This window comes from Citrobacter sp. Igbk 17, from assembly GCF_028069775.1.
Classification (GTDB): Bacteria; Pseudomonadota; Gammaproteobacteria; order Enterobacterales; family Enterobacteriaceae; genus Citrobacter.
This window is the reverse complement of sequence record NZ_JANEWI010000035.1, coordinates 1-26,450: the sequence shown is the minus strand read 5'-3', so window position 1 is coordinate 26,450 and position 26,450 is coordinate 1. Positions and strand designations below refer to the sequence as shown.

Annotated in this window: 27 protein-coding genes and 1 pseudogene; 12 read left to right on the top strand and 16 right to left on the bottom strand. The window is 49.5% G+C overall.

The features are described 5' to 3' along the window. Positions 1–37 precede the first annotated feature (37 nt). Complete coding sequence (gene ttcA / locus NNO08_RS18375) at positions 38–973, top strand: tRNA 2-thiocytidine(32) synthetase TtcA (RefSeq protein ID WP_061067980.1); 936 nt, start codon at positions 38–40, stop codon at positions 971–973. A gap of 77 nt (positions 974–1,050) precedes the next feature. Here the strand turns inward: ttcA and dbpA are convergent, their stop codons facing one another. From dbpA to NNO08_RS18360, 4 genes are all read right to left on the bottom strand, one after another. Continuing rightward, positions 1,051–2,424, bottom strand: coding sequence for an ATP-dependent RNA helicase DbpA (gene dbpA / locus NNO08_RS18370; RefSeq protein WP_271457271.1), 1,374 nt, complete (start codon positions 2,422–2,424; stop codon positions 1,051–1,053). A gap of 28 nt (positions 2,425–2,452) precedes the next feature. Then, a complete protein-coding gene (ynaL, locus tag NNO08_RS23230; protein WP_071887346.1) occupies positions 2,453–2,635 on the bottom strand; it encodes a proline-rich small protein YnaL in 183 nt (60 codons plus the stop codon). A gap of 275 nt (positions 2,636–2,910) precedes the next feature. Beyond that, on the bottom strand, positions 2,911–3,894 hold the full coding sequence (gene zntB, locus NNO08_RS18365; RefSeq protein ID WP_005126644.1) for a zinc transporter ZntB: 984 nt from the start codon (positions 3,892–3,894) through the stop codon (positions 2,911–2,913). A gap of 157 nt (positions 3,895–4,051) precedes the next feature. Further along, positions 4,052–5,218, bottom strand: a complete 1,167-nt coding sequence (locus NNO08_RS18360; protein ID WP_271457284.1) for a methyl-accepting chemotaxis protein — start codon at positions 5,216–5,218, stop codon at positions 4,052–4,054. 411 nt (positions 5,219–5,629) lie between these two features. Here NNO08_RS18360 and NNO08_RS18355 point away from each other — a divergent pair, with 411 nt between their 5' ends. Together NNO08_RS18355 and NNO08_RS18350 are read left to right on the top strand one after the other, a co-directional pair. Beyond that, positions 5,630–7,744: a putative bifunctional diguanylate cyclase/phosphodiesterase gene (locus tag NNO08_RS18355; RefSeq protein ID WP_271457270.1), complete on the top strand. Its 2,115-nt coding sequence runs from the start codon at positions 5,630–5,632 to the stop codon at positions 7,742–7,744. Positions 7,745–7,811: 67 nt separating this feature from the next. Continuing rightward, positions 7,812–9,044 (top strand): GGDEF domain-containing protein, encoded by a 1,233-nt coding sequence (locus NNO08_RS18350; protein WP_271455568.1) that lies wholly within the window; start codon positions 7,812–7,814, stop codon positions 9,042–9,044. A gap of 12 nt (positions 9,045–9,056) precedes the next feature. Here NNO08_RS18350 and smrA read toward each other — a convergent pair whose 3' ends face one another. Next, on the bottom strand, positions 9,057–9,620 hold the full coding sequence (smrA, locus tag NNO08_RS18345) for a DNA endonuclease SmrA (protein WP_271457269.1): 564 nt from the start codon (positions 9,618–9,620) through the stop codon (positions 9,057–9,059). Between the two features lie 197 nt (positions 9,621–9,817). Between smrA and ogt the strand changes: the two genes are divergently transcribed. Further along, on the top strand, positions 9,818–10,333 hold the full coding sequence (gene ogt, locus NNO08_RS18340; RefSeq protein WP_121584698.1) for a methylated-DNA--[protein]-cysteine S-methyltransferase: 516 nt from the start codon (positions 9,818–9,820) through the stop codon (positions 10,331–10,333). Positions 10,334–10,527: 194 nt separating this feature from the next. Next, on the top strand, positions 10,528–11,280 hold the full coding sequence (gene fnr / locus NNO08_RS18335; protein ID WP_003020397.1) for a fumarate/nitrate reduction transcriptional regulator Fnr: 753 nt from the start codon (positions 10,528–10,530) through the stop codon (positions 11,278–11,280). Positions 11,281–11,416: 136 nt separating this feature from the next. Here the strand turns inward: fnr and NNO08_RS18330 are convergent, their stop codons facing one another. Continuing rightward, the gene (locus tag NNO08_RS18330; protein ID WP_271457268.1) at positions 11,417–12,229 is read right to left on the bottom strand and encodes a class I SAM-dependent methyltransferase; all 813 of its coding nucleotides are present in this window, start codon (positions 12,227–12,229) and stop codon (positions 11,417–11,419) included. A 312-nt stretch (positions 12,230–12,541) separates the two neighbouring features. Between NNO08_RS18330 and uspE the strand changes: the two genes are divergently transcribed. Continuing rightward, entirely contained in the window at positions 12,542–13,492 is a 951-nt protein-coding gene (uspE, locus tag NNO08_RS18325; protein ID WP_271441974.1) for a universal stress protein UspE, read from the top strand. A 48-nt stretch (positions 13,493–13,540) separates the two neighbouring features. On the opposite strand, the gene NNO08_RS18320 is transcribed toward uspE, so the two are convergent. Next, complete coding sequence (locus NNO08_RS18320) at positions 13,541–13,801, bottom strand: DUF2534 family protein (protein ID WP_048211538.1); 261 nt, start codon at positions 13,799–13,801, stop codon at positions 13,541–13,543. 245 nt (positions 13,802–14,046) lie between these two features. Here NNO08_RS18320 and NNO08_RS18315 point away from each other — a divergent pair, with 245 nt between their 5' ends. Next, positions 14,047–15,078: a mechanosensitive ion channel family protein gene (locus NNO08_RS18315; RefSeq protein ID WP_202038549.1), complete on the top strand. Its 1,032-nt coding sequence runs from the start codon at positions 14,047–14,049 to the stop codon at positions 15,076–15,078. 38 nt (positions 15,079–15,116) lie between these two features. Here the strand turns inward: NNO08_RS18315 and NNO08_RS18310 are convergent, their stop codons facing one another. From NNO08_RS18310 to NNO08_RS18295, 4 genes and pseudogenes are all read right to left on the bottom strand, one after another. Then, the gene (locus NNO08_RS18310) at positions 15,117–16,169 is read right to left on the bottom strand and encodes an NAD(P)-dependent alcohol dehydrogenase (RefSeq protein ID WP_137381758.1); all 1,053 of its coding nucleotides are present in this window, start codon (positions 16,167–16,169) and stop codon (positions 15,117–15,119) included. 42 nt (positions 16,170–16,211) lie between these two features. Then, positions 16,212–16,619, bottom strand: coding sequence for a cupin domain-containing protein (locus NNO08_RS18305; RefSeq protein WP_249357525.1), 408 nt, complete (start codon positions 16,617–16,619; stop codon positions 16,212–16,214). 39 nt (positions 16,620–16,658) lie between these two features. Beyond that, positions 16,659–17,282 (bottom strand): annotated as a pseudogene (locus tag NNO08_RS18300) (carboxymuconolactone decarboxylase family protein); the annotation flags it as partial. A gap of 142 nt (positions 17,283–17,424) precedes the next feature. After that, a complete protein-coding gene (locus NNO08_RS18295) occupies positions 17,425–18,267 on the bottom strand; it encodes an SDR family oxidoreductase (RefSeq protein WP_271457267.1) in 843 nt (280 codons plus the stop codon). A 175-nt stretch (positions 18,268–18,442) separates the two neighbouring features. Here NNO08_RS18295 and NNO08_RS18290 point away from each other — a divergent pair, with 175 nt between their 5' ends. Beyond that, positions 18,443–19,354, top strand: coding sequence for a LysR family transcriptional regulator (locus tag NNO08_RS18290; protein ID WP_271457266.1), 912 nt, complete (start codon positions 18,443–18,445; stop codon positions 19,352–19,354). Positions 19,355–19,362: 8 nt separating this feature from the next. Here NNO08_RS18290 and NNO08_RS18285 read toward each other — a convergent pair whose 3' ends face one another. Next, complete coding sequence (locus tag NNO08_RS18285; protein WP_271457265.1) at positions 19,363–19,746, bottom strand: VOC family protein; 384 nt, start codon at positions 19,744–19,746, stop codon at positions 19,363–19,365. Between the two features lie 119 nt (positions 19,747–19,865). Between NNO08_RS18285 and NNO08_RS18280 the strand changes: the two genes are divergently transcribed. Continuing rightward, on the top strand, positions 19,866–20,636 hold the full coding sequence (locus NNO08_RS18280; RefSeq protein WP_271441968.1) for a DeoR/GlpR family DNA-binding transcription regulator: 771 nt from the start codon (positions 19,866–19,868) through the stop codon (positions 20,634–20,636). A gap of 28 nt (positions 20,637–20,664) precedes the next feature. On the opposite strand, the gene NNO08_RS18275 is transcribed toward NNO08_RS18280, so the two are convergent. Beyond that, positions 20,665–20,934: a Rho-binding antiterminator gene (locus tag NNO08_RS18275; protein WP_271457264.1), complete on the bottom strand. Its 270-nt coding sequence runs from the start codon at positions 20,932–20,934 to the stop codon at positions 20,665–20,667. A gap of 68 nt (positions 20,935–21,002) precedes the next feature. Beyond that, entirely contained in the window at positions 21,003–21,233 is a 231-nt protein-coding gene (locus NNO08_RS18270; protein WP_271441966.1) for a glutaredoxin family protein, read from the bottom strand. 115 nt (positions 21,234–21,348) lie between these two features. On the opposite strand from NNO08_RS18270, the gene NNO08_RS18265 reads away from it, so the two are divergent. Continuing rightward, positions 21,349–21,912 (top strand): MarR family winged helix-turn-helix transcriptional regulator, encoded by a 564-nt coding sequence (locus NNO08_RS18265; RefSeq protein WP_271457263.1) that lies wholly within the window; start codon positions 21,349–21,351, stop codon positions 21,910–21,912. A 196-nt stretch (positions 21,913–22,108) separates the two neighbouring features. On the opposite strand, the gene mppA is transcribed toward NNO08_RS18265, so the two are convergent. Continuing rightward, a complete protein-coding gene (gene mppA, locus NNO08_RS18260; protein ID WP_271450189.1) occupies positions 22,109–23,722 on the bottom strand; it encodes a murein tripeptide ABC transporter substrate-binding protein MppA in 1,614 nt (537 codons plus the stop codon). 184 nt (positions 23,723–23,906) lie between these two features. On the opposite strand from mppA, the gene mpaA reads away from it, so the two are divergent. Beyond that, the gene (gene mpaA, locus NNO08_RS18255; protein ID WP_271441962.1) at positions 23,907–24,614 is read left to right on the top strand and encodes a murein tripeptide amidase MpaA; all 708 of its coding nucleotides are present in this window, start codon (positions 23,907–23,909) and stop codon (positions 24,612–24,614) included. Here the strand turns inward: mpaA and ycjG are convergent. Next, complete coding sequence (ycjG, locus tag NNO08_RS18250) at positions 24,589–25,575, bottom strand: L-Ala-D/L-Glu epimerase (protein ID WP_271455338.1); 987 nt, start codon at positions 25,573–25,575, stop codon at positions 24,589–24,591. The two genes, mpaA and ycjG, sit on opposite strands and share 26 nt — an antisense overlap. A gap of 115 nt (positions 25,576–25,690) precedes the next feature. Between ycjG and tpx the strand changes: the two genes are divergently transcribed. Further along, the gene (tpx, locus tag NNO08_RS18245) at positions 25,691–26,197 is read left to right on the top strand and encodes a thiol peroxidase (protein ID WP_271457262.1); all 507 of its coding nucleotides are present in this window, start codon (positions 25,691–25,693) and stop codon (positions 26,195–26,197) included. The last annotated feature ends 253 nt before the right edge of the window (positions 26,198–26,450 follow it).

Sequence of the window (26,450 nt, the reverse complement as noted above, 5' to 3'; positions counted from 1 at the left end):
CCTTACATGCCCCTTTTGGTTTTTGAGAACGGTAATAATGCAAGATAATCAACAAGTTACAAAGAAAGAACAATACAACCTGAACAAATTACAGAAACGCCTGCGTCGTAACGTGGGTGAAGCTATTGCCGATTTCAATATGATCGAAGACGGCGATCGCATTATGGTGTGTCTTTCCGGTGGGAAAGATAGCTATACCATGCTGGAAATCCTGCGGAATTTGCAGCAAAGTGCCCCGATCAGTTTCTCTTTGGTCGCAGTAAATTTGGATCAAAAACAACCGGGCTTCCCGGAGCACATCCTGCCGGAGTATCTGGAACAACTGGGTGTTGAGTATAAAATTGTCGAAGAAAACACCTACGGGATCGTCAAAGATAAAATCCCTGAAGGCAAAACGACCTGCTCTCTGTGTTCCCGTCTGCGCCGCGGCATTTTGTACCGCACGGCAACTGAATTAGGTGCCACAAAAATTGCGTTGGGACACCATCGCGACGACATCCTGCAAACACTGTTTTTAAACATGTTCTACGGCGGAAAAATGAAAGGTATGCCGCCGAAGCTGATGAGCGATGATGGTAAGCATATTGTGATCCGTCCGCTGGCCTATTGCCGCGAAAAAGATATTGAGCGTTTCTCTGAAGCGAAAGGCTTCCCGATTATTCCGTGCAACCTGTGTGGTTCACAGCCTAACCTGCAGCGTCAGGTGATCGCTGATATGCTGCGTGACTGGGACAAGCGCTATCCAGGTCGTATTGAAACGATGTTCAGTGCGATGCAGAATGTGGTGCCTTCTCACCTGAGCGATATTAATCTGTTCGATTTTAAAGGCATCAAGCACGGTTCAGAAGTGGTAGATGGCGGTGATCTGGCATTCGATCGTGAAGAGATCCCACTGCAACCAGCAGGCTGGCAGCCGGAAGAAGATGAAAACCAGTTAGATGAGTTGCGTCTGAACGTGGTGGAAGTGAAGTAAACCTCTGTCAGGCCTACAACGTGCACAAGCGCTGTAGGCCTGATAAGCGGAGCGCCATCAGGCACGCCTACGGGCATTTATTTTAATAAACGAACCCGGCAGGTCTTGCCTTTGATCTTACCGTTCTGCAGTTGCTTCCACGCTTTATGTGCCACAGACTGGCGAACGGCCACGTAGACATGCGCCGGATGCACGGCAATCTTGCCGATATCTGCCCCGTCCAGACCAATATCTCCGGTCAATGCCCCTAATACATCACCAGGCCGCATTTTCGCTTTTTTACCGCCATCGATGCACAGCGTCGCCATCTCAGCCTCCAGCGGCAGAATTGAGCCATTACCCGGTGCGGGTAGCCAGTTCAGCTTCAGTTGCAGCATCTCGGACAGAATATTGGCACGTTGCGCTTCTTCCGGCGCACAGAAGCTAATCGCCAGACCACTGTTACCCGCACGGGCAGTACGTCCAATACGGTGTACATGAACTTCCGGATCCCATGCCAGTTCAAAGTTAATCACCAGCTCGAGCGATTTAATATCCAGGCCACGCGCCGCCACATCAGTGGCAACCAGCACACGAGCACTGCCGTTGGCAAAACGTACCAGCGTCTGGTCCCGATCGCGTTGCTCAAGATCGCCATGAAGCGATAATGCGCTTTGCCCTGCTGCGTTCAGTGCATCACAAACAGCCTGACAATCTTTTTTGGTATTACAGAAAACCACACATGATGCCGGCTGATGCTGGCTAAGCAATTTTTGCAACAGCGGAATTTTGCCGTGTGAGGAGATTTCAAAGAATTGTTGTTCAATCGCTGGCAACGCATCGACTGTATCAATCTCAATCGTTAACGGGTTGTTCTGTACGCGACCACTGATCGCGGCAATCGCTTCCGGCCAGGTTGCGGAAAACAGCAGTGTCTGACGTGACGCTGGCGCAAAGCGGATCACATCATCAATCGCATCACTAAATCCCATATCCAGCATCCGGTCGGCTTCATCCATCACCAGCGTATTCAACGCATCAAGGGAGACGGTGCCTTTTTGCAGGTGGTCGAGCAAACGCCCCGGCGTGGCAACAATAATGTGTGGGGCATGTTGCAGAGAATCACGCTGAGCGCCAAAGGGCTGACCACCGCACAGCGTTAAAATTTTGGTATTTGGCAGAAAACGCGCCAATCGACGCAATTCACCGGCGACCTGGTCAGCCAGTTCGCGTGTTGGGCACAGTACCAGCGACTGAGTCTGAAACAGCGCAGCATCAATATGCTGTAACAGGCCAAGACCAAACGCGGCCGTTTTGCCACTGCCGGTTTTTGCCTGCACGCGAACATCTTTTCCTGCCAGGATTGTCGGCAACGCGGCAGCCTGAACAGGCGTCATTTCAAGATAACCCAGCTCATTAAGATTCTCGAGTTGGGCGGCAGGCAAAACATTCAGGGTTGAAAAAGCGGTCACAATTTAATCTCGCGGTAAAAACTCACATTCAGCAGGCGCGTATCCTCGCAGATCTGCGCCCGTGATGCGACAATTTAATCGGCTCTTCATCCGGTGACGGGTCCGGCATAGGTTGCGGACGAGGTATCGAGTCGGGAATCGGAACCGGGTCGGTGGGGACAGTATCGGAATGGGGGCGTTGCAACTGCAACGGGGCGAATAAGCAGGTCATATTACCCTCCAGTGAGTCAGACTGACCCTTTTAGGGTAGACGCTGGTTTCCTGCAGGCAAAAAAAAGCCGACTAATCTAAGTCGGCGTCGTACGAATCAATTGTGCTATGCAGTAATTCAAAAAAGGAAGTAAGACAATATGGAGCGCAACGCCCATCGCTTGACGTTGCATTCACCTGCGAGAGAGATATTGCCCCGAATAGGTAGATGGTTTATTGACCTCGCTCAAAAACTTAGCCGTTTTCACTCACGAAAGTCGCTAAAAAATGTAGTTGTTACAACCATTTACTACGATGCAACCATAAAGTAACACCACCAATCAGGACAACTAACAGAATACAGAATAGTGAAAAACCAAACTGCCAGCCGCCACCGGGAATCCCCCCGAGATTGACGCCAAACAGGCCGGTTAAAAATGTGCTGGGCAGAAAAACCATTGCCATCAACGACATGGTATAGGTTCTTCGCGCCAGAGACTCCTGCATAACCTGAGCAATTTCATCCGCCATAATGCCCGTCCGGGCGATGCACGCGTCAATCTCATCCAGCCCTCTTCCCAACCTGTCGGCGATATCCTGCATCCGACGTCGGTGATCGTCAGTCATCCACGGTAAACGTTCACTCGCCAGGCGCGCATAAGCATCGCGCTGAGGGGCCATATAACGCCGCATGACTATCAGTTGTTTACGCAGCAATGCCAGAAAGCCGCGAGGCGGGATCTGCTGGTCCAGCAGGTTGTCTTCCAGATCGATAATTTTGTCATGCAATTGTTCGATAAACTCACTGGCATGATCGGTTAAGGCATCACAAACATCCACAAGCCAGCTACCACAGTCAGACGGTCCCGTCCCTTCCTGCAAGTCACTCACCACATCATCCAGTGCCAGCACTTTACGCTGACGCGTTGAGACAATCAGGCGTTCGTCCATATATAAGCGCATGGCGACAAGCTGGTCAGGGCGTTCGTCGGTGCTGCCATTAATACAGCGTAACGTAATCAGCGTCCCTTCCCCGACCCGGCTTACGCGCGGGCGAGTACTTTCTCCCGCCAGTGCATCACGCACATTATTAGGAAGCAGAGGCGTTGTCGCCAGCCATTGCGCGCTATCAGAATGGGTGTAATTAAGATGCAGCCAGCACGGATGCGCACTGTCGATAACATCGTTGTCTTCCAGCGGTTTCACGCCACCGCGACCATCCAGCAGCCAGGCAAACACGGCATCCGGCACATTAACTTCGGTTCCCTTAATGGCTTCCACAGCGCCTCCATAAACATTCAAACTTTTCGTTAGTCTAGTCTTCAGTATATGTTAAGCAATATCGCATTGTCCCATTATGCTGAAATGATTCATAAAAGTGTTCAAGAAAATAAAAAGCGCCGACGGGTTCGGCGCTGTGGCGAGCAGATGTTGAATCTTAAAATGAAGAACCGTATTTAACCCGTTGACGTAGTCCGGAAACAGGGGGATCTCGATGCAAGATCGTGGTTGTTTCGACAGACATATTTTTACTTAAGCGAAATTTATGTGTACGTGACAGAAGATCATTCACCTGACTTTTCAGGATGCCGGACGAATCAGATAATTCATCGACCATGCTGACATTACTTTGCGTCACGTTTTCCAGTTCGGTCAGAGCCTGGGTAATTCTGGTGATCCCGTTTTCCTGTTCCCGTGTGGTTGTTAATATCTCCGCCATCAGCTGATTTAGCTGCCCAGCACCACCCACAATATCCTGCATGTTCTTTTCGGCTTCACGTACAACCGCCGCACCCTGCTGGACATTGTAATGCGTTTCATCGATAAGCCGTTTAATACTCTTTGCCGCTTCTGCGCTACGATGTGCCAATATTCTCACTTCACCTGCAACGACAGAAAAACCTTTGCCATGTTCGCCGGCTCTCGCCGCCTCAACCGCCGCATTCAATGCCAGAATATTCGTCTGGAATGCAATACCATCGATTAACGCGATAATTTCAGTCATCTGCTGAGCGCAGTCGGTGATCGAGCGCATATTGGTGGCGACCTGCACCATTAAATCGCCCCCCTGGCGAGCAGATTGTGTCGCAATATTTGCCTGGGCGCTCGCCATTTGCGTATTATCTGCATTATTGCGCGTACTAACCGCTATCTCATCCATATTTGCAGCTGTTTGCATTAACGCGCCAGACTGCTGTTCTGTTTTTACGGACAATTCGGCGCTACGCTCTGCGAGCTGTTCGGAAAGCGTCATCACGGTCCGCGAAGAGGTTCTGATCTCACTGACTAACGTAGAAATATTACTCGCCAGACTGTTAATTCCCGGAATAAGTCTGCCTGCACAGTTATTACCGAACTCAGGAATACTCATCGCCAGATTCCCTGCGGTCACCTCTTCAATGCTTTCTTTTACCGTATTAATCGGCACGACGAGATATTTTGTCATATACCACCATAAATATAATAGTGAGATAGTACAAACCACATCAGTGCCAATAATGACATCAAACCCTGCAGATAATATTACCTCAACGATATTGAGGGCAACTACGGTACATACCAGAAATAAAATAATAAACGTCCTGACGCTTATATTATTTAACATTTTAATCCTGCCTGCCAAAGAATAACGCGGAGTATTATTTTTTATAGCACCTGCAATGCAGATTGCCATTCCGCGATACCGAAAGTTCCATTTTCAATGAGAGCATGTCGCCTTTTCACTTAAAGCGCACTATCACACTACCAGTTTACATTAGTCTGGTTGTTTATCCCGCATAAGCTGGCATTCACGCCAGTTGCCAGACTATTGTCACCCAGTGCACAATACGAACAAAAATACACCAAACCATAAATATGGTGAATGTTTTCATAAGCGAACATCACATATTCCACCGTTATAGCGGCTCAGACTAATACTGCTGACAGGAAAATAAGAACGCGCCGGGTTTTACCAGGTTAACTGGACAGAATCTGCTAGATTTATCATCACGGTTTTTTATCGATGGGTAGTAAGATGTTGCACGTGTCATGGGACCCTGTACTGATTGGGATTTCCTTTGTTGTCGCATTCATTGCTTCGTTTATTGCCCTCGATAGCGCAGGGAAAGTGGCGATCTCCAGTCGTCGGGAATCGACTTTCTGGCGTTTATCTGGCGGTGCAACGCTGGGGATGGGGATCTGGTCGATGCATTTTATTGGCATGCTGGCCATGAAAATGAGCATGCCGATTAATTATCACTTTTCGCTCACGGCATTTTCTTTTTTGATCGCTCTCATTTCCGCGACGCTTGCCATCAATATTGCAATATCAGGTCAAACGCTTTCGACCAGGCGGCTTATTGTTGCAACAAGCCTATTAAGCACTGGTGTTGTGGCCATGCACTACGTTGGCATGGTCGCTATCGTTGAATATGTTGCTATCCGCTGGCAATTCTCACTCATTTTACTTTCCGTGGTCATTGCCATTATCGCGTCTGGGATCGGCCTGTGGTTAGCTTTTCATCTGCGGCAAAATACCCGACGCGCATTAATAAACCGACTTATTGCCGCTCTGGTAATGGCACTGGCGATTGCCTCAATGCATTACACCGGGATGGGGGCGGCCACCTTCACTCATTTCGGACACACCGCACATGATGGGCTGAGCACACTGGAGCTCTCTATCTGGGTCTGCGCCGTCACGCTGGTGATTCTGGGTCTTATGCTGGTCATTTCGATGGTGGATTCTCAGCTACGTACCTCAAGACTGGCCGATAACCTGCATCAACTGAACTGCCAGCTTGAGCACCAGGTCCACTTCGACGCGCTGACCGGCCTTGCCAATCGAACGCAAATAGACGCCTGCTTACAGACCTGCCTGCGTCATTCCAAACTGCATCAACAACACTTCGCCCTGGTCTTTATCGACCTTGACCGATTCAAAATCGTAAACGACACCTGGGGCCATCACATTGGCGATCAGTTGCTTATCTCCAGCACACAACGCATATACAGCTGCCTTGATGACACCATGACGCTGGCGAGGCTGGGCGGCGATGAATTTATCCTGCTGGTGCCAAACAGCAACCGGGAAGCCATTTCGGTACTGATGACCCGCATTGCCAGCGCCGTCAAAGAACCGTTTACACTGTTTGGACATACCATTCGTGTTTCGTTAAGCGCGGGAAGCAGTCTTTATCCCGAACACGGCTCAACGTTACATGAGCTAAAAGTAAAAGCCGATACTGCGATGTATCATGTCAAACAGGCGGGCAGAAACGGCTGGGCGATTTACTCCCCAGAGATGGAGGCTATCGCCGATACGCCGCCAACGTTCTTGCAGGAACTGTCGCAAGCGCTTGAGCTGAATCAATTCGAATTATGGTATCAACCTAAATACACCGCCGGGGATCACTCTCTGACGGGTTTTGAGGCGTTGTTACGCTGGCATCATCCTGAACGCGGCGTTCTGCTGCCGGCTGAATTCCTGCCCGCACTTGAAGAAACGGGGTTGATTATTCCTGTCGGCACCTGGGTTCTCCAGCAGGCATGCCGCCAGTTATATCAATGGAAGTCACAAGGCCACACGGAGTGGACCCTTGCCGTTAATCTGTCACCCGCCCAGTTTGAACAACCTGATATTGTCGATATAGTCTGCAACGCCCTGGCGCAATATCAGCTTTCACCAGCACATCTCACGCTGGAACTGACTGAAAGTACGGCACTTAAAAATTTAAAACGCAGCGTGGAAGTCCTGAACGCATTTGCCGATTTGGGGATCACCGTTTCTATTGATGATTTTGGCACTGGTTATTCAAATATATTGATGCTGAAATCACTTCCGGCGCGAGAATTAAAAATAGACAGAATATTTGTCAAAGATATTAGTGAGAACAGCAAAAATACAAAAATCGTGTCTACTATTATTGACATAGCGCACTCTATGAATATGTGCGTTGTGGCGGAGGGTATAGAGACCCAGGAGCAGGAAGCGCTGTTAACCCAGATGGGCTGCGGTGTGCTGCAAGGCTTCCTGTATGCGAAACCGCTGCCAGCACATAAAATCTATGAATTGATACAAACTGAAAACGCCACAAAAGTAAAACCAACGGTACAACCCTTGTCTCACCGACAATCAATAACATTGTGAGATTGCATAATTAAAAAAATTCGCCAATAAACCGGCAACACAGCATATGAAGATAACGGGATTATCGATGAGCATAAACGAGCTGCATTCACTGGATTTATTAACCATTCCGGTCTGGATCGTTTCGCCACATACCGAAGAACTGGTGTTCGCCAATACCGTTGCACGGGAACTGATGCAGGCCCCGTGTTTCCCCCCTCTCAGAAAAGGCACATTCTCCACGCACGCACAAAATGATTTACCTATGTATCTCAGTGATTTGCGCAATCATCATGACATTGTGGAGATCCTCACGGTTTACCGCGAAAGCGAGGAAATCGCGCTGGCCTGTCGTTTGTCCATCAGGACGCTTCAGGATATAGGTGATGTTATCCTCTATGAAGGCATTGAAACACCGACAGCGCAAGGTCTGAAAGCCAGCCGCTCTGCCACCTATCAGCGGAAAAAACAAGGATTCTATGCCCGTTTTTTCCAGACTAACTCAGCACCAATGTTGCTTATCGATCCGTCACGCGACGGATTGATTGTGGATGCAAACCTCAGTGCCTTGCATTTCTATGGCTATGATCATGACGTAATGTGTCAGAAGCATACCTGGGAAATCAATATGCTGGGGCGCCATATATTGCCGGTAATGCATAAGATTGCGCATCTGCCTGGCGGCCATAAGCCCTTACATTTTGTCCACAGACTTGCCGATGGAAGTACCCGTCACGTACAAACCTATGCCGGTCCTATCGAAATCTACGGCAATAAGCTGATGCTGTGTATTGTTCACGATATTACCGAGCAAAAACGTCTGGAACTGGAACTGGAACGCGCCGCCTTACATGACGCGTTAACCGGGTTACTCAACCGGCGACATTTTTATCAGATAACTGAGCCAGAGCAGACACACACAACATCGTTAACGCAGGATTACAGTTTGCTGCTAATCGACACCGATCGGTTTAAAAGCATTAACGACCTTTTCGGGCATTTAAAAGGGGATGATGTACTTTGCGCGCTGGCACGCACCCTGGAATCCTGTGCAAGAAAAGACGATCTGGTTTTTCGTTGGGGGGGAGAAGAGTTTGTACTGCTTTTGCCACGAACGTCTTTAGATGCAGCCCTTAATCTCGCTGAAGTCATACGCGCGACGGTAGCCAAGGTGAGTCTCCCAGGCCTTCCCCGCTTTACTGTCAGTATTGGTGTGGCGCGACACGAAGCCAATGAAAGTATTGATGAGTTATTTAAGCGCGTGGACGACGCATTGTATAAAGCCAAAAATGAAGGCAGAAACAGAGTGCTGGCTGCCTGATGACTGCCGTGGTTAGCGACTACGTTTAGCGTGGCGTTCCCAGTTCTCCTGTTTCGCCTGCGCCGTTTTACGTAACGCCACATAACATGCCCCGCTGCCGCCATGATGCGGCAGTGCGGTGCAGAAAGCCTGCACATCATCAAACTCCGTTAACCAACGCGCGACGTAGCTACGAACGATATTGGCATGGGAGTTATCATCACGCCCCTTGCCGTGAATCACCAGGACATTGCGCAGCCCATCCTGCTGCGCCTGTAAAATAAAGCTAAATAGCATCTGGCGGCAGGTTTCAACGGGCTGCCGCACAAGATTAAGGCTTGCTTGTTGCGGATATTTCCCGGTTCGCAGCTTGTCAGCCACGCCATGCTGCACCCCTTCGCGACGAAACGCCAGTGGAACGCTCAGCGGGACGATATCCAGAAAACCTGTCGAGAGAAAGTTATCCAGCTGCAGCGTATCAATACGTGCCGGAGCGCGAAGATTACGCGTTGGCTGCCAGTGAACATCGGCGCATCCCTTCAGTGGTTGAACATCCCCCATGGCGTCAAGAAACAGCGATGCATCATCAAGGTTCATGTTTCATCCTCCAGCGATTATGCGACGGTCATTATCATAACCGCGCACTATTATACCGACAACGGTTTACGGTTATTTCCAATAACGCACCATGCGACATTCCCTTACCCCCACAAGTTAAGATCCGTTTTTGGGGGTATAGATGCGACTATCACTGACATGATAATGTGTAACCCCGCCTGTAATGAGAGAAACGGATGCTGAACTTACTTGAAGACACCATTGCAACGCCCCTTGGCCCGTTGTGGGTAATTTGTGATGAGCAATTTCGCCTGCGTGCGGTTGAATGGGATCAACATCGCGATCGTATGGAGCAATTGCTGGATATTCATTATCGTTCTGAGGGTTATCAGCGTATTGCTGCCAAAAACCCCGGAGGGCTAAGCGATAAGCTGGCAGAGTATTTTGCGGGAAATCTCAGCATTATAGACACGCTTGAAACCGCAACCGCGGGAACCCCTTTCCAACGCGAGGTCTGGAAAGCGTTGCGTACTATCCCCTGCGGGCAGGTCATGCATTATGGACAACTGGCTGAACAGCTGGGGCGCCCCGGTGCCGCCAGAGCCGTTGGCGCGGCTAATGGTTCCAATCCTGTCAGCATCGTCGTCCCATGCCACCGCGTGATTGGACGGAATGGCACAATGACTGGATATGCGGGTGGCGTGCAGCGAAAAGAGTGGTTATTGCGCCATGAAGGCTATCTACTACTCTAGAATCCAGGCAATTAATGCCTTATTCATCACACTTCCACACAATACACCCACAAATAAAGTACGGTTAATCATATAGATACAAACATTCAACTCGCTTATGCCTGAATTATTCTCTATTGGGAGTAGCTCAGGCTTACGTGCTCACCAAAAAGATGTTAAAATTGACAAATATCAATTACGGCTTGAGCAGACCTATGATCCCGGAAAAGCGAATTATACGGCGCATTCAGTCTGGCGGTTGTGCTATCCATTGCCAGGATTGCAGCATCAGCCAGCTTTGCATCCCGTTCACACTTAACGAGCATGAGCTTGACCAGCTCGATAACATCATCGAGCGCAAAAAGCCTATCCAAAAGGGGCAAACGCTCTTTAAAGCAGGTGACGAGCTTAAGTCACTCTATGCTATCCGTTCCGGAACGATAAAAAGCTATACCATTACCGAACAAGGCGATGAGCAAATCACCGGTTTCCACTTAGCGGGTGACCTGGTTGGTTTTGACGCAATTGGCAGCGGTCATCACCCAAGCTTTGCCCAGGCGCTGGAAACGTCAATGGTATGCGAAATTCCTTTCGAAACCCTGGATGACCTGTCCGGTAAAATGCCGAACCTGCGTCAGCAGATGATGCGTCTGATGAGTGGCGAAATCAAAGGCGACCAGGACATGATCCTGCTGTTGTCGAAGAAGAATGCTGAAGAGCGCCTGGCGGCCTTTATCTACAATTTGTCCCGCCGTTTTGCCCAGCGAGGCTTTTCTCCGCGCGAATTCCGTCTGACGATGACCCGTGGCGATATCGGGAATTACCTCGGCCTGACGGTTGAAACCATCAGCCGCCTGCTGGGTCGCTTCCAGAAAAGCGGTATGCTGGCGGTGAAAGGTAAATATATCACGATTGAGAATAGCGATGCGCTGGCCGTCCTGGCTGGACACACGCGTAACGTTGCGTAACCTTCTCAGCTAACCTTCTGTCAAATCTCTAAATTTTCCGATTTAACGATCTGGCAGGAGGTTCCGCTTTCCTCCTCTTCCAGCAAAGTCACATGCCCACCAGCCTATTTTCCTGAGCGCATAAACGTCTCGTTTTTTACTCCGGCTTCCTGGCAAGATAAATAGCAGTAACGAAATTGCGCTTAACCGTGCCACCGAAATCGTTATTGATGATTCTCTCTATCTCACAGAGAAATGTTGAACGCTCCGTTTCATTCAGGCGAGCCACCGGAGAGAATGTTGATACGAGTTGGATTGTTCGTCTGACATCCATTTGAGACGCCCATCTGATCTCCTCGCTGAGGATCTCGGTAAATCCGGATTTTTTCAGATCGTTAATTCTTTCGTCTTTTTGTAATGGATAGGGGTGACGGTAGCCGGCCTTGTGCGAAGGGCTGGTGCTCAGGGGGGCAAATAAGTGATTAGTTTTCTGCATAAAAGCGTCCATGTTGGATGGATCACCAAAAACAGTCCACCACATAGCAAACCATCCTCCAGACCGTAAAAGTTGGAAAACCTTTTCGAGTCCCTTTGCAGGATCAACCCAGTGAAAAGACGTTGCGGCAATACCTAAATCAAAGTAACTCGTTGGCAATTTAGCATCTTCAAAGGTGGAATGGACTAGCGTAAATGAATTCTGCGGATAACCTTCCAGCCGTTTGTTTAACTTCATCGCCAAATTCGGGTCGGGTTCAATTGCAGTAACCTGATAGCCCATATGCAGCAGTTTTTCCGTTGCCTGCGCCGTTCCTGGCCCAATCTCAAAAGCCTGAAAATGGTTTTCAGAACCGCAATGTTTTTTCAATAAATCATATACCCGTTCAGGATAATCAGGCCTGCCCTCCTGGTAGATCTCAGTGTTCCGGCCAAACAAGGTGCGCCCTTCTTCAAGGGGAATAGGATTTTGCATTTTTGTTCCTTATAAATATCTAACCATTCCAGTCTTCATTATTCACAGCCTGTTGCTAAATCAGGGATAACCCTACTCTTCACCTGTGTAAATAACGGCTACCAGGAGAAACAAATGATGTGCTGAAAGCAATGTTGCTCCCGGCGAGAGTCATATCCTGAGAAAAGCGATTTACATTGAGTTGGATGTGGGCTGAAACCACAGATTCCCTCCATTTATTGATCTGACAGAAGGTTCTCCCCTGTTTCAATCCACATTATTGGGTTACTCTTTTAAATACGAACTGCGGTGACAGTTGTAAGGAGACCCTGTATGGCTATGTATCAAAACATGCTGGTAGTCATCGATCCAAACCAGGACGATCAACCAGCATTACGGCGAGCAGTTTATTTGCATCAACGGATTGGTGGCAAAATTAAAGCCTTTTTGCCGATCTATGACTTTTCCTACGAAATGACCACCCTGCTGTCGCCGGACGAGCGTACGGCAATGCGTCAGGGGGTCATCAGCCAGCGAACAGCATGGATACGTGAACAAGCGAAATACTATATCGAAGCAGGGATCCCGCTTGATATTAAAGTGGTCTGGCACAACCGTCCCTTCGAAGCCATCATCCAGGAAGTGATCAGCGCTAAGCATGACCTGGTGCTCAAAATGGCACACCAACACGACCGCCTTGAAGCCGTGATTTTCACACCAACCGACTGGCATTTATTGCGTAAATGTCCAAGCCCGGTGTGGATGGTCAAAGACCAGCCGTGGCCGGAAGGGGGTAAAGCGCTGGTGGCGGTGAATCTCGCCAGTGAAGAGGCGTATCACAATGCACTCAACGAAAAACTGGTCAAAGAGACGTTGCAGCTTGCAGAACAGGTTAACCATACCGAAGTACACCTGGTGGGTGCCTATCCTGTAACGCCTATCAACATTGCGATTGAGCTACCTGAATTTGATCCCAGCGTGTACAACGACGCCATCCGTGGACAGCATCTGCTGGCCATGAAGGCATTACGCCAAAAATTCAGTATTGATGAAAAAGTTACACACGTTGAAAAAGGATTGCCTGAAGAGGTCATCCCGGATTTAGCTGAGCATTTACAGGCGGGTATCGTGGTACTCGGCACCGTTGGGCGCACCGGCATATCAGCTGCGTTTCTGGGGAATACCGCAGAACAGGTTATCGACCATCTGCGTTGCGACCTGCTGGTTATCAAACCGGATCAGTACCAGACCCCGGTTGAACTGGACGACGACGAAGACGATTAATCCTGCAGCACAATGCCGGATGGCGATGTCATCCGGCATGACATGTACCTAGTGCTTCTCCTCGCCTCCGAGGAAATAGATACCGAGCGGAATAGCCAGCAAAATAGTAAAAACCATACTGTAGACGCAAATCATTGCGGATTGAATGGCGTACATCGAGGCTGTCCAGTCGGAAAGCGGAATGTCATACTGTTCAATGACGCCACCAATCGTCGCGCGCGTCACAACCGATGCCGCAATAATAAATACCCCAAGCAGACATAACAGAAACTTCCGTCCCTTCGCTGTCTTCAGCTTAGCCATGATCATAATATCGTCCTTTTGCAGATGAAAACCGTGTTACTTTGCAGCAACAATACCATGACATCAACTCACTGTCTGCTACATACACCACACTCAGACTTGACATGCGCACTATTCGCCTGAAAATAACGCTGATTGTATTATTTCTCTCTCCTTTTGATGAATGATCTGACAGCCTGAACTGGGTAAAATATCCGCTGATGAAGGATGTCAGATGATATTTAGCTAACACGGAGTGACCTGGGAGAATCATGATCGCTGAACTGTTTATAAATAATGCGTTTAATTTAACGGTAATTCTCTGCAGCTGTGCAGCGTTAGTCCTGATGAGCGTCTGGTTTCATCGTAGTGAAAAACACTGCAAAGGATTCATATTCCATGCAGCACAGTTTTTTGTTTATGCCATTATCATTGGTACGTTTGGCACTATTGCCAATAACGTCATCGATAGCTATAAGCTGAAATTCATTTCCCCAAGCGTGGTCGACTTTATCTGTACCTCGTTGATTGCGTTGATCCTGACGATAAAACTCTTTCTGGTCATCAACCAGTTTGAAAAAACGCAGATTAACAAGGGCAGAGATATCACCAGTGCGCGGATCATGTCGCGCATCATTAAGATTACCATCGTCGTCGCCATCATCTTGCTGTACGGCGAGCATTTCGGCATGAGCCTGTCAGGGCTGTTAACGTTCGGCGGCATCGGCGGTATCGCTGTCGGTATGGCAGGTAAAGATATCCTGAGTAATTTTTTCTCTGGCATTATGCTCTACTTCGACAGACCGTTTAGCATCGGTGACTGGATCCGCTCTCCGGACCGAAATATCGAAGGTACGGTGACGGAAATTGGCTGGAGAATGACCAAAATAAACACCTTCGACCACCGTCCGTTATATGTGCCGAACTCAATTTTCTCTTCCATCAGTGTAGAAAACCCGGGGCGGATGAGTAATCGACGAATCAAAACGGTGATCGGGTTACGTTATGAAGATGCAGATAAAATTGGAGCAGTTGTCGAGTCAGTCAGAAAAATGCTGCAAAGTCATCCCGGAATAGATCAAAAACAAACCCTGCTGGTCTATTTTAATGAGTTTGCCGATTCATCACTGAATATCATGGTGTATTGCTTCACGAAAACCACCGTGTGGCAGGAATGGCTTGCTGTACAACAAGATGTGTACTTGAAAATTATTACAATAGTTCAGGAAAACGGAGCTGACTTTGCGTTCCCCAGTCAGACGTTGTATATGGATAACGCCGAGGCACAACCTTCTGCCCACTAACCAAAACCAAGACGCGGATATCCGCGTCTTTTTTGCCTTTATTTCAGTGACGCGATATCAATGACAAAGCGGTATTTCACGTCGCTTTTCAACATCCGTTGCCACGCGGTATTAATATCCTGAATATTGATAACCTCAACATCGGCCGTAATGCCATGCTGACCGCAGAAATCCATCATCTCCTGAGTTTCCGCAATCCCCCCAATCACCGAACCCGCAACGGCTCTTCTACCGAGGATCAGCGGAACCGTATTCAGGAACGGATCCAACGGCCCCAGATATCCCACCAGCACCAACGTTCCGCTAAGCGCCAGCGTTGGAATATACGGGTTCAGATCATGCACGTATGGAACGGTATCAATAATCAGGTCAAACTGATTCGCCGCGGCTTTCATCTGTTCGCTGTCTGTTGAAAGCACAACATGACTGGCTCCCAGGCGTCTGGCATCAGCTTCTTTGCCTGGCGACCGCGTGAACAACGTAACATCAGCCCCCAATGCTTTAGCAAGCTTGATCGCCATGTGTCCCAGGCCACCCAACCCAACAACAGCGACTTTACTCCCCTGCCCAACCTGCCAGTGACGCAACGGCGACCATGTGGTGATACCGGCGCACAACAACGGTGCAGCACCACGTAAGTCGATTCCTTCCGGCACCTTCACGACGAACTTCTCGGTCACGACAATCTTGTCAGAATAGCCGCCGAAAGTAGGCAGGCCGTCATGACGGTCTGTATCGTTATACGTAAGGGTGTTCCCCTCTTCGCAATATTGCTCAAGCCCCTGTTCGCAGGCGCTACAGTGCTGGCATGAATCAACCATACACCCCACGCCGGCAAGATCGCCGACCGCAAATTTTGTTACCGATTTCCCAACATGCACTACGCGGCCTATTATTTCGTGGCCGGGAACCATCGGATACGTAGCGCCGCCCCAGTCATTGTAGGCACTGTGGATGTCAGAGTGACACACCCCACTGAATAATATCTCAATAACGACATCATCTTCACGCGGATCCCGACGAACAAAACTGTGCGGGACCAGATCTTCTTTTACCGCCAACGCGGCATAACCCTTCACATTCATGACCATTTAGATCTCCTCAGGGATAAAGTGCACCTCAACCAGCATAGCTCAGGGCAACAGGTTGTACTCGGCGTCAGCGACCGGCTCCAGCCATTCATTCGATGCGCCTGCTGCCGGGATTTCCACCGCAATATGGGCAAACCAGCTATCACGCGCAGCACCGTGCCAGTGTTTCATTCCCGCCGGAATGTGAACCACATCACCCGTTTTCAGTTCTCGCGCGGGTTGATTCCAGGCCTGGTACCAGCCTCTGCCGCCAGTCACCAGCAGAATTTGACCGCCCTGATGATGAATGTGCCAAAAATTACGGCAGCCAGGTTCAAATGCCACGTTACCAATCACCACACCTTCCATTGAAAGCATGGTCAGATAGCTGGTCCCGGTGAAGTACTTCGCATAGGCTTCATTTTTCTCTCCCCGGGGAAAGACGCTGTTACCATCAAATTGTTCGTTCATCATGACTCCCGTAGGGGTAGTAGCTGACGGTATTCCTGACATACATTCATCAAGAACTGCACGGGCATTTTCCGCAATCTCAGCACCACAGTGCTGCTTAAGAAGCGCAGTAAACGCGATAAGTTGCTCAGGGCGAAGCCCAACATTCAGGCTGATCGCAAAGTGACTTTTCAGTTGGCCGTTCACGCCGCCCAGTACGGCTAACGCAGAGACGGTTGCCAGTTCCCGGGTCGGCCAGTCCAGCACATCGCGCTGAAAAATATCGCCAAACAGATGTGCTTTAAGCCAGGTATCAATGGCAGGGGCAAAATCAAACAGCGGGCCGCTAACCGGCTGTCCAACCAGTTGGGTTTGCGTTTGGCTTCCCGCCAGCAGGCTGTTCCAGTCAGCAGGTTGCGGCGAAGCGGATTTCCCTTCTGGGTCCACAATCCCTTTTTCTTTGCGGTCTTTCACTACCGACATCAGGCACGACAGGCCATTCAGACTGCGGGGAAAACCACAGTATGCGTAAAGCTGCTGTAAAATCTCTTTCACTTCATTCAGGGTTAGCCCTGCATCTAACCCTGCATTAAGCGCTGCCTCCAGCTTATCTGGCTGTCCTGTGGCAGTGAATGCTGCAATGGGGACGACTGCCAGCTGTCTGGCATTCAAATGATTTGACATGTTCGATTCTCCGGGCAGGCGACAGTCTCTGCCGCCGAATGCTGAAAACGACAAAATTATAGAGGCTCAGCGTATCGACGATTAGAGGGTTAAATCAGGACAAACTTATGAAGACAAGTCATGAATAGCGCTGTGGCAGGTGCTACTCACCGGCAGGGAAATCTGTTGATGCCGCAAGCGCATGCTGGGTCTCGAAGTCAGCGACACGTTGGCGCAGCACCGAAAGCGTACTTTGCAGCGCCTGCGAACCCAGAACCATACGCAATGGCGCAGGAACAAGGTCGGCGCTGGCAATGATTTGCGCGGCCATACGCGCCGGATCGCCAGGCGCAAGCCCATTGACAGGATCAAGCATTTTCAGAAAACTGTGCGCAGGTGTCGCGTCATATTCCGGCATCAGTGTGGCTACCTGGGCGCTACCATAACGGAATTCAGTCCGTGCACCGCCGGGTTCAACAATCGTCATTCCGATATCAAATGCAGCAACTTCCTGGGCAACCGACTCGACAAATCCTTCAATACCCCATTTAGTCGCGTGATACAGGGAGTTTCCGGCAAATGCGACCTGTCCGCCATAAGAGGAGATCTGGATGATACGTCCACCACCTTGTTTTCGCATATGCGGCAACGCGCAGCGGATTAACTGAATGGACCCCAACAAATTTGTCTCAAGCATCTGGCGGACCTGATCGTCACTCAACTCTTCCGCAGCACCAAACAGGCCGTATCCCGCATTACTGGTGACCACATCAACTCGCCCATAGCGCTGCCAGGCACTATCCACTGTATGACGCAGTGCAGCGCTATCCGTCACATCTACTTGCGGTGCATCAAATGTCACGGGCCATCGACTCAGGAGATCGCTAACTTTAGCGCGATCGCGTACGGTCCCCACCACGCGTTCACCGCGTTCAAGAAGTTGCTGCGCCATTTCGCGACCGAACCCACTGCTGACACCGGTGATTAGCCATGTACGTTGCACCATACTCCCTCCTGTTCATTGTTTTAAGTGTTACGCATCCGGGGTATTACGTCACCCGAATCTCAATGAGCATGATTATTACGTCATAATTATCACTCGTATATGAATCGTTTATGCTTTCAGAATTCCAGATATTGATATAATGAAGAAATAATCTTCCCGTAAAAGTGCACCCGGTATGCTGGATAAACTCGACGCATTAAAGATATTTTGTACGGCAGCCGAAACGCTGAAGTTCAGAGAGGCTGCCGCAACACTCGGTCTGGCCCCCCAACAAATCACCCGAGGTATTGCTGAACTGGAACAAAGCCTTGGCGAAATGTTGTTTCTGCGCAATACACGGCAGATGAAGTTGACGCCTTTCGGTCAGCTGTTCTGGCCAAAAGCAGAGCGTCTGCTGGCTGAAAGCGAAGCGCTATTCTCAGAAGGTAAACGTCACAACCCGCAGGAAATAGCAGGCAAAGTACGCATTACACTACCCCCGCTATTCGAAAACCGTGAGATTATTCGCCAGTTGCTGCACGGCCTTGCCGGTTATCCAGAAATCAGCATCGAGTGGCACAATACCGGCAGACATCTGAATATTATTGACGAGCAGATCGACATGGGTATTCGTATTGGCACCGTCCCGGATAACCGTTATATCGTTAAAACAATCTGCCCGGTAGGTGTCAATATCGTTGCGTCTCCTTACTTAGTTGAAAAAATGGGCAAGCCAAAAAACCGCCAGGATTTGCAACATAACTACCCGCTCAGTGCCCTGACCAACAGTAATTCAGGGCGCGTCTGGCCATGGCAGTTTGCCGATGGCAACAGTTTCTTTCCGGCAAACCCGGTGTTTATCGCTTCCGATATTGAGAGCGAACTGGCCGCCGCTCTGGCGGGAAGAACGGTTGGGCAACTGGCAGATATCTCTGTTCGGCCTTATTTGCAAAACGGTGAACTGGTAAACCTGCTGCCAGAACTTAACTATCAGCCCTGGCAACTCTATATTTTTCGGCCACATCTTCCGCTGCTACCGGCCAGAGTAAGGCTGGTATTTGAACTTCTAACACAGATCCTGCGCGGGCAATTTTGTCATCCGGCCTGATTTATGTATTACGCTACAATCTCGATTAAATTACCGTCGGGGTCCTGAATGACGGCCTCGTAATATCCGTCACCGGTGGTTCGTGGTCCGGAGACCAGGATGCCCTGTTCTTTTGCGCGTATCGCCAGTGCATCAACATGCCCCGCGCCACCAACAGAGAGAGCAAGATGCACCCACCCTGAAGTGTTATTGTCAGGTACCGGGTGGGTCAGTCCCGGTTTTGTCATTAGCTCAATCGCAATGTCCTCACCCATCCTGACGAAATAAGATTCAAACCCAGGATTGGTTTTGCTGCAGTATTTTTCGTTTATCACACCATCAAAAAATGACACCCAGAACCGGGCTTGTCGCTCAAGATCCCGGGTCCATAAAGCCATATGTGCAATTTTCATCGCGATCCTCTTATCGTTTTATTCTGAACGGTACGCCCCCGCTAAGGGATATTGACATCCTGCAATATAATGCACGATCATGCACGTTATTGCTCGATGTTTATTTTTATGGAGTTATCATGCTCGATTACGCTGCATTCCCGGATCAACGCCAGGCGCTTATCTATCAGATCCTGCAGGAAAACGGCAGAGTGATCTGTACTGAACTGGCCACCCGTTTGGGAGTGTCAGAACATACGATTCGCCGTGATTTACATGAGTTGTGCAAAGAAGGTGTTTGCAAGAAAGTCTACGGCGGGGCTGTAATTTCACTACCAGAGTCAGCTGACATCGCAGTACGCAAGAATATTAATACAGCGAAAAAGAGCAGCATCGCGCAAAGATGCGCCCGGCTAGTGAAGTCCGGTAGCTGTATTTTTATCGACACAGGAACGACCAATCTGGCAATGGCTGAAGCCCTTCCCGCTGAGTTGGCATTAACCGTCGTGACAAATTCACCTGATATTGCCGCCGTACTGCTGAAAAAACCGCTATTCGAGGTCATCATGTTAGGTGGGCCAGTGCAGCGATCGTCCGGAGGGTGCGTAGGTCCGACAGCCATTGCCCAGGTACAGGATATTTTATTTGATCAAGGTTTTATTGGTGGTTGTGCGATGGCACCGGAGTCCGGATTAACCGGGTTTGATTACGCCGATTGTGAGTTTAAAAAAGCGGTAATTAAGCAGTGTAACGAAACTATCGTCGCACTGACGGCAGATAAGATCCCTGCCGTCGCACGTTATGTTGTCACCGCCAGCGGTAACATTGATGTCATTGTCGTGGAGGAAAACATCAGCAAACAGTACGGCACCGCTTTTCAGGCGCATGACATCCGCATTTACACCGTATAACAGTGGCGCAGTCTTTTTACGTACAGATTCAACGGAATATCACGGTGCTAAAAGTGGCGCCAGCCGTCAATGGGGTAATGGCTGACAGATAATCCAGGCGAATTCTATGATGGTGTTCATGGCACTCCACAAGCAAGAATTCCTCTTTGTCTGCTGTGGTACATGTCGTCATGGCCCTGCCATCAAAGTGTTCCCCAGTGGTCAGTTCAATGTGCAGCAAATAGTGATAAAGACAGGCGATCTCCAGATAGTCATGCAGATCGCAATCGACAGGATGGTACTTTTCTGCAGCACACATAAATGCCCCCTTCCCCATGTCCACGCTGGTTCGGGAAATTGCTCTCGCAACTTCCCGAACATGCGACGCTATTTCAACGCTTCAATCGGTGCGCCAAAGTTGATATGCAGCACATTGCCGTCGATCACCAGTGCAGGAACAGACTTCACTCCGATTCGCTCCGCCTCTGCAACTCGATCAGGTTGTTCTCCCAAATGAATAACGTCGATTTCCACATCGGGGGACAGATGCTGCAGCAGTGTTTCTTCTGCGGAAACGCAAACCGGGCAACCAGCATGATAAAAACGGGCTTTGGTCATGATACCTCTCCTTTAAATTATAGTATCGATTCGATACTATAATTTATGCTACGCCAGTTTTATACTTTGTCAATATAGTTTTTAGTCGATACTATATGTCGAGGAGGATTTTGTTATGCATGACATGTCGCTTTTTGACGTACTGGACCGGCTGTCTGGTCTGACGCGGATGTGGTTTCGCCAGCATCCTTTACTGGCGGATCTTCAGCCAGTACAGCTCAGTGCGTTGATGTATCTCGCACGCTGTAATCGCTATTCCAATACGCCTCTCGCCGTGACGGACTACCTCGGCCTCACCAAAGGAACGGTGTCACAATCGCTAAAGTTGTTGGAATCAAAAGGACTGGTGGTACGCACGCAGGATGCCAGGGATAAGCGTAGCGTTCATCTGCTGCTCACCGAGTCGGCCAAAAATCTGCTGGATGCCCTGCTTCCCCCCTCATTTTTGGTTACGGGTGAATCTGCGATGGGTGAACGCGCGGGTTTACTCAAGGAGCTACTTTTCGAACTGCTGAGAGGCATTCAGCGCACCAGTAATGTGCCGGGATTTGGTCTGTGCCAGAGCTGCCGGTTTCACCAAAAAGTAAACGGTCGAGGTTTTTGTAATTTAACGAAAGAACCGTTGAGTGAGGATGATTCGACGTTAATTTGTCGGGAGCATCAGCCCCCGGACGTATGATCTTCTCTGGTTTAGTGTCTTCAGTGTGGTCGGATTGCCACTTTCCAGGGTAGCCTCTCGCTCCAGGTATTTGGCGCGTCGTTTACCGTCATTTCTAATGAGGTTAATACTGGTTATCTGGAGATGCTGGCGCTGAAGTCAGCGCCAGTTCTGGGTTTAATGAGGTTAACGAAGGTTAACAGGAGAACGTACGCAACTAGTGTTTAACAATATACATAGTACGACTGTATGCCACATCTTCCGGGTTGGTAATCGGATACCCTTTCAGCCACGGTTTAATTAAACGCCCGTTGGTGTACTGATAAATCGGCGCAATAGGTGCCTGTTCCATCAGGATTTTTTCTGCTGCGTTATAATCGGCGTTGCGTGCTTTCTCTGTATTTTCCAGCGTGGCCTGAGTCAACACTTTATCGTATGCCGGATTGTTAAAGCGGGAAATATTGCCCGTATGGGTCGAGGTTAATAACGACAGGAATGTGGATGGCTCGTTGTAATCTCCCACCCAGGATGCGCGGATCACATCAAAATTACCGGTATTACGGCTATCAATGTACGTTTTCCATTCCTGATTCTGTAATTTCACATCCACACCAAGATTTTTCTTCCACATGGAAGCCACAGCAATAGCAATCTTCTGATGATTTTCAGAGGTGTTATACAACAGCGTCAATTTCAGTGGTTTCTGCGGACCATAACCGGCCGCACGCAGCAGCGTTTTCGCCTGAGCGTTAAGCTCTTCCTGACTCATTTGTTCAAACGGAGAAGGTTCCGGGATAAACCCTGCCGTCACATCCGGCGTAAAATGCCATGCGGGTTTTTCTCCAGTCCCTAATACTTTCTCCGCCATAAGACGGCGATCGATAGTCATACTAAGCGCCAGACGCACGCGTGAATCGGCAGTCGGCCCTTTTTGCGTGTTAAACGCATAGTAATAAGTACCAAGCTGCGGTGGCGTATAAACCTGCCCAGGAATATCCTTCAATAGCTTCTGATACATGTTTTTCGGGAAGGACTCAGTGATATCAATATCGCCAGCAAGATAGCGTTTGGTCGCAGCAGACTCCTGGTTAATCGGCAGGAAAGTCACTTTTTGCAGCACTGTTTTGGCGTTGTCCCAATAATGTGTGTTTGGCACAACTTCCAGTTTCTCATTAACCACACGGTCTTTCAGCACATAGGCACCATTACCGATAAGGTTGCCTGGTTTCGTCCACTCTTTACCGCTTTCGACATTGGCTTTTTGGACGGGATAAAACGCAAAGCTCGCTGTCAGGTTGGCAAACCAGGGTAGTGGTTTGTCCAACTGCACTTTGAAGGTATGCGCATCCACCGCGCTGACACCCAACTTATCGGGCGTGGCTTTGCCATCGATGATCGCTTGGGCATTGTTGATCCCCGCAAGCGCGGCAAACCAGGCAAACGGCGATAGTGTTTTCGGGTCCACCAGACGCTGCCAACTGTAGACAAAATCCTGTGCTGTTACCGGCGTACCATCGGCCCATTGTGCATTATCGCGCAACGTAAACGTCCAGATGCGGTTATCATTACTCTTCCACTGAGTGGCAACACCGGGAATAATCTCACCCTTGTCATTCTGGTTTACCAGCCCTTCGAATAAATCGCGAATAACCTGAATTTCTGGAAGCCCAACGGCTTTTGCCGGATCGAGTGACGCTGGCTCATCTTTTATATGACGCACCAATTCTTGCTTTTCTGCCAGTACCGTCCCGCTGGGAACATCCGCAGCATAGGATAAAGAAATGCTGCTAACCAACAGCGCACAACAGGTTACTGAAACAGAATGCCTCATAAAATACCCTCAAATCTGGCCACTAAGTGAATGAGTAATTATTTGTATCGCCAGCAGGAAATGCAATTAACTTCCGACAGGAAAGTGATATTACACCTGAAAAGATAAGTGTGTGAAAACGATTTGATTATCCATAAATTTTGCACAACACTGCGAGTAACAATACATGCATTCAGAGATGATTATGACCGTTACCCGTCCCCGTGCCGAGCGTGGCGCATTTCCGCCAGGAACTGAACATTACGGACGTTCACTATTGGGCGCACCGCTAATCTGGTTCCCGGCACCGGCAGCCGATCGTGAAAGCGGTTTGATACTGGCTGGTACTCACGGTGATGAAAACTCATCAGTCGTCACCCTGTCCTGTGCCTTACGTACGCTGAACCCTTCCCTGCGTCGTCATCATGTCGTGCTGGCCGTTAACCCTGACGGTTGCCAATTGGGTCTGCGTGCAAATGCAAACGGCGTAGATCTTAACCGTAACTTTCCGGCGGCAAACTGGAAATCCGGTGAAACGGTATATCGTTGGAACAGCAGCGCAGAAGAGCGTGATGTGGTGTTATTAACCGGCGATCATCCGGGATCAGAGCCTGAGACCCAGGCACTATGCCAACTTATTCACCACATTCATCCTGCATGGGTAGTTTCTTTCCACGATCCGCTGGCCTGTATTGAAGATCCCAGACACAGCGAATTAGGCGCGTGGCTGGCGCGGTCGTTCGAATTGCCGCTGGTAACCAGCGTCGGTTATGAAACGCCAGGTTCTTTTGGTAGCTGGTGCGCCGATCTAAACCTACATTGCATTACTGCAGAATTTCCGCCCATTTCATCGGATGAAGCGAGCGAAAAATACCTGCTGGCAATGTCTAATCTTTTGCGCTGGCATCCTTGAGATGAAGCTGTCCGGTTGTAAAATGCAAGGCAGGCTCGGCGTCTCGGGCCAGCCAGGTTGGGCCATCCAGATCGGCAAAGCTGACCTGTGGTGTAAGCGGCAATGCAGCGCCGATCGCCCTGGATGTACACAACATACAGCCGAGCATCAACGCAAATCCCTGCTCGCGAGCTTCGGCCGCCAGCGCCAGCGCCTCCGTCAGTCCGCCTGTCTTATCCAGTTTAATATTCACCATTTCATAGCGGCCATGCAGCGCTTTCAGACTGCTGCGGGTATGGCAGCTTTCATCAGCACAGACAGGCAGCGGATGCACGAAATTCTCCAGCGCGGCATCATCATTAGCCGGCAGAGGCTGCTCCAGCATCGCAACGCCTAAATCCGCCATTAACTGGCAGCGTGCGGCCAGCCCTTCAGCACGCCAGGACTCATTAGCATCGACAATGATTGTCGCCTCAGGCACAGCCGCCCGGATCGCAACCATCCTTTCGCTGATTAAGTGTGCATCCAGTTTGACTTTCAGCAATCTGGCACCGTTATCCCAGAGCGCGGTCGCGCTCGCCGCCATCTGCTCCGGCGAGCCAATCACGACGGTTTGCGCGGTCGTTACTGTTGCATCCAGTTCAGTACCAACGTAGTCGGCCAGAGACTGTTGTTGCTGACGTGCATTGAGATCCCAAAGTGCACAGTCAACGGCATTACGCGCCGCCCCCGCAGGCAGTAATGCCTGCAGCGCTTCACGCGTCAAACCGTGTTCCAGTTGTGGCACAACACTCATAATTTGAGCCAGTACCGACGCATCGCTTTCGCCATAGCGAGGATAAGGCGTACATTCTCCAATACCTTTTACACCATTCTCTTCCAGTTCAACCACCACCACATGCGCTTCGGTCCTGCTCCCGCGGGCAATCACAAAGGGAGTGTGTAACGGCCAGGCTTCCTCAAACACCTTAACTGATCTCATTTGTTTTCCTTAATGCAGTCCCTGAAGCGGATATCCGCAAATAGCGTTTGCCGTGTTAACTGCTGATGGCATAAACTAGCCTTGACGTTAACTATATGTAAACAGGAAGATAACCATGTCACAAACCGTTCATTTCCAGGGCAACCCGGTTGCAGTCGCCGGCTCCATTCCTCAGGCTGGAAGCAAAGCTCAGGCTTTTACCCTTGTGGCTAAAGACCTGTCTGACGTTACGCTGGGCCAGTTCGCAGGCAAGCGCAAAGTGCTGAATATTTTCCCAAGCATCGATACCGGCGTGTGCGCGGCATCAGTACGTAAGTTTAACCAACTGGCGACAGAAATCGACAACACCGTCGTACTGTGCATTTCAGCCGACCTGCCATTCGCCCACTCTCGTTTTTGCGGCGCGGAAGGTCTGAGCAACGTTATCACGCTGTCCACCCTGCGTAACGCAGAATTCCTGAAAAACTACGGTGTTGAAATTGCCGAAGGTCCGCTGAAAGGTCTGGCTGCTCGTGCCGTTGTCGTTATTGACGAAAATGACAACATCGTGTTCAGCCAACTGGTAAATGAAATTACCAACGAGCCTGACTATAATGCAGCGTTGGCCGTGCTGAAAGCGTAATCAACGGCCAATAGCCTTTACGATATACTCCTTCATGTTATGACGTATATCAGAAAACCAGCCAGCTTTCCCTTTTGGCTGGTTTTCTCATGCTTCACCTCAATATATCACCCATTCTTTGACTTGCTTATCTTCATTATCATATAAAATATTTTAACCTATTCCCGAAAGTAAATTTTTTATTTTACTTTCAAGCCAGATAGTGCATTCTGCCATTACAGTTTTAAATTAAAAATAAAAAACCATATCAATA

Coding starts and splice junctions, on each gene's coding strand:
- NNO08_RS18265 (WP_271457263.1), top strand. CDS start 21,349: ATGCATGACATGTCGCTTTTTGACGTACTGGACCGGCTGTCTGGTCTG.
- ttcA (WP_061067980.1), top strand. CDS start 38: ATGCAAGATAATCAACAAGTTACAAAGAAAGAACAATACAACCTGAAC.
- NNO08_RS18295 (WP_271457267.1), bottom strand. CDS start 18,267: ATGGTGCAACGTACATGGCTAATCACCGGTGTCAGCAGTGGGTTCGGT.
- NNO08_RS18280 (WP_271441968.1), top strand. CDS start 19,866: ATGCTCGATTACGCTGCATTCCCGGATCAACGCCAGGCGCTTATCTAT.
- ynaL (WP_071887346.1), bottom strand. CDS start 2,635: ATGACCTGCTTATTCGCCCCGTTGCAGTTGCAACGCCCCCATTCCGAT.
- NNO08_RS18290 (WP_271457266.1), top strand. CDS start 18,443: ATGCTGGATAAACTCGACGCATTAAAGATATTTTGTACGGCAGCCGAA.
- mppA (WP_271450189.1), bottom strand. CDS start 23,722: ATGAGGCATTCTGTTTCAGTAACCTGTTGTGCGCTGTTGGTTAGCAGC.
- ogt (WP_121584698.1), top strand. CDS start 9,818: ATGCTGAACTTACTTGAAGACACCATTGCAACGCCCCTTGGCCCGTTG.
- NNO08_RS18285 (WP_271457265.1), bottom strand. CDS start 19,746: ATGAAAATTGCACATATGGCTTTATGGACCCGGGATCTTGAGCGACAA.
- NNO08_RS18355 (WP_271457270.1), top strand. CDS start 5,630: ATGTTGCACGTGTCATGGGACCCTGTACTGATTGGGATTTCCTTTGTT.
- NNO08_RS18310 (WP_137381758.1), bottom strand. CDS start 16,169: ATGGTCATGAATGTGAAGGGTTATGCCGCGTTGGCGGTAAAAGAAGAT.
- fnr (WP_003020397.1), top strand. CDS start 10,528: ATGATCCCGGAAAAGCGAATTATACGGCGCATTCAGTCTGGCGGTTGT.
- mpaA (WP_271441962.1), top strand. CDS start 23,907: ATGACCGTTACCCGTCCCCGTGCCGAGCGTGGCGCATTTCCGCCAGGA.
- NNO08_RS18275 (WP_271457264.1), bottom strand. CDS start 20,934: ATGTGTGCTGCAGAAAAGTACCATCCTGTCGATTGCGATCTGCATGAC.
- smrA (WP_271457269.1), bottom strand. CDS start 9,620: ATGAACCTTGATGATGCATCGCTGTTTCTTGACGCCATGGGGGATGTT.
- NNO08_RS18270 (WP_271441966.1), bottom strand. CDS start 21,233: ATGACCAAAGCCCGTTTTTATCATGCTGGTTGCCCGGTTTGCGTTTCC.
- NNO08_RS18315 (WP_202038549.1), top strand. CDS start 14,047: ATGATCGCTGAACTGTTTATAAATAATGCGTTTAATTTAACGGTAATT.
- uspE (WP_271441974.1), top strand. CDS start 12,542: ATGGCTATGTATCAAAACATGCTGGTAGTCATCGATCCAAACCAGGAC.
- tpx (WP_271457262.1), top strand. CDS start 25,691: ATGTCACAAACCGTTCATTTCCAGGGCAACCCGGTTGCAGTCGCCGGC.
- NNO08_RS18350 (WP_271455568.1), top strand. CDS start 7,812: ATGAGCATAAACGAGCTGCATTCACTGGATTTATTAACCATTCCGGTC.
- NNO08_RS18330 (WP_271457268.1), bottom strand. CDS start 12,229: ATGCAAAATCCTATTCCCCTTGAAGAAGGGCGCACCTTGTTTGGCCGG.
- NNO08_RS18305 (WP_249357525.1), bottom strand. CDS start 16,619: ATGAACGAACAATTTGATGGTAACAGCGTCTTTCCCCGGGGAGAGAAA.
- NNO08_RS18320 (WP_048211538.1), bottom strand. CDS start 13,801: ATGATCATGGCTAAGCTGAAGACAGCGAAGGGACGGAAGTTTCTGTTA.
- ycjG (WP_271455338.1), bottom strand. CDS start 25,575: ATGAGATCAGTTAAGGTGTTTGAGGAAGCCTGGCCGTTACACACTCCC.
- NNO08_RS18360 (WP_271457284.1), bottom strand. CDS start 5,218: ATGTTAAATAATATAAGCGTCAGGACGTTTATTATTTTATTTCTGGTA.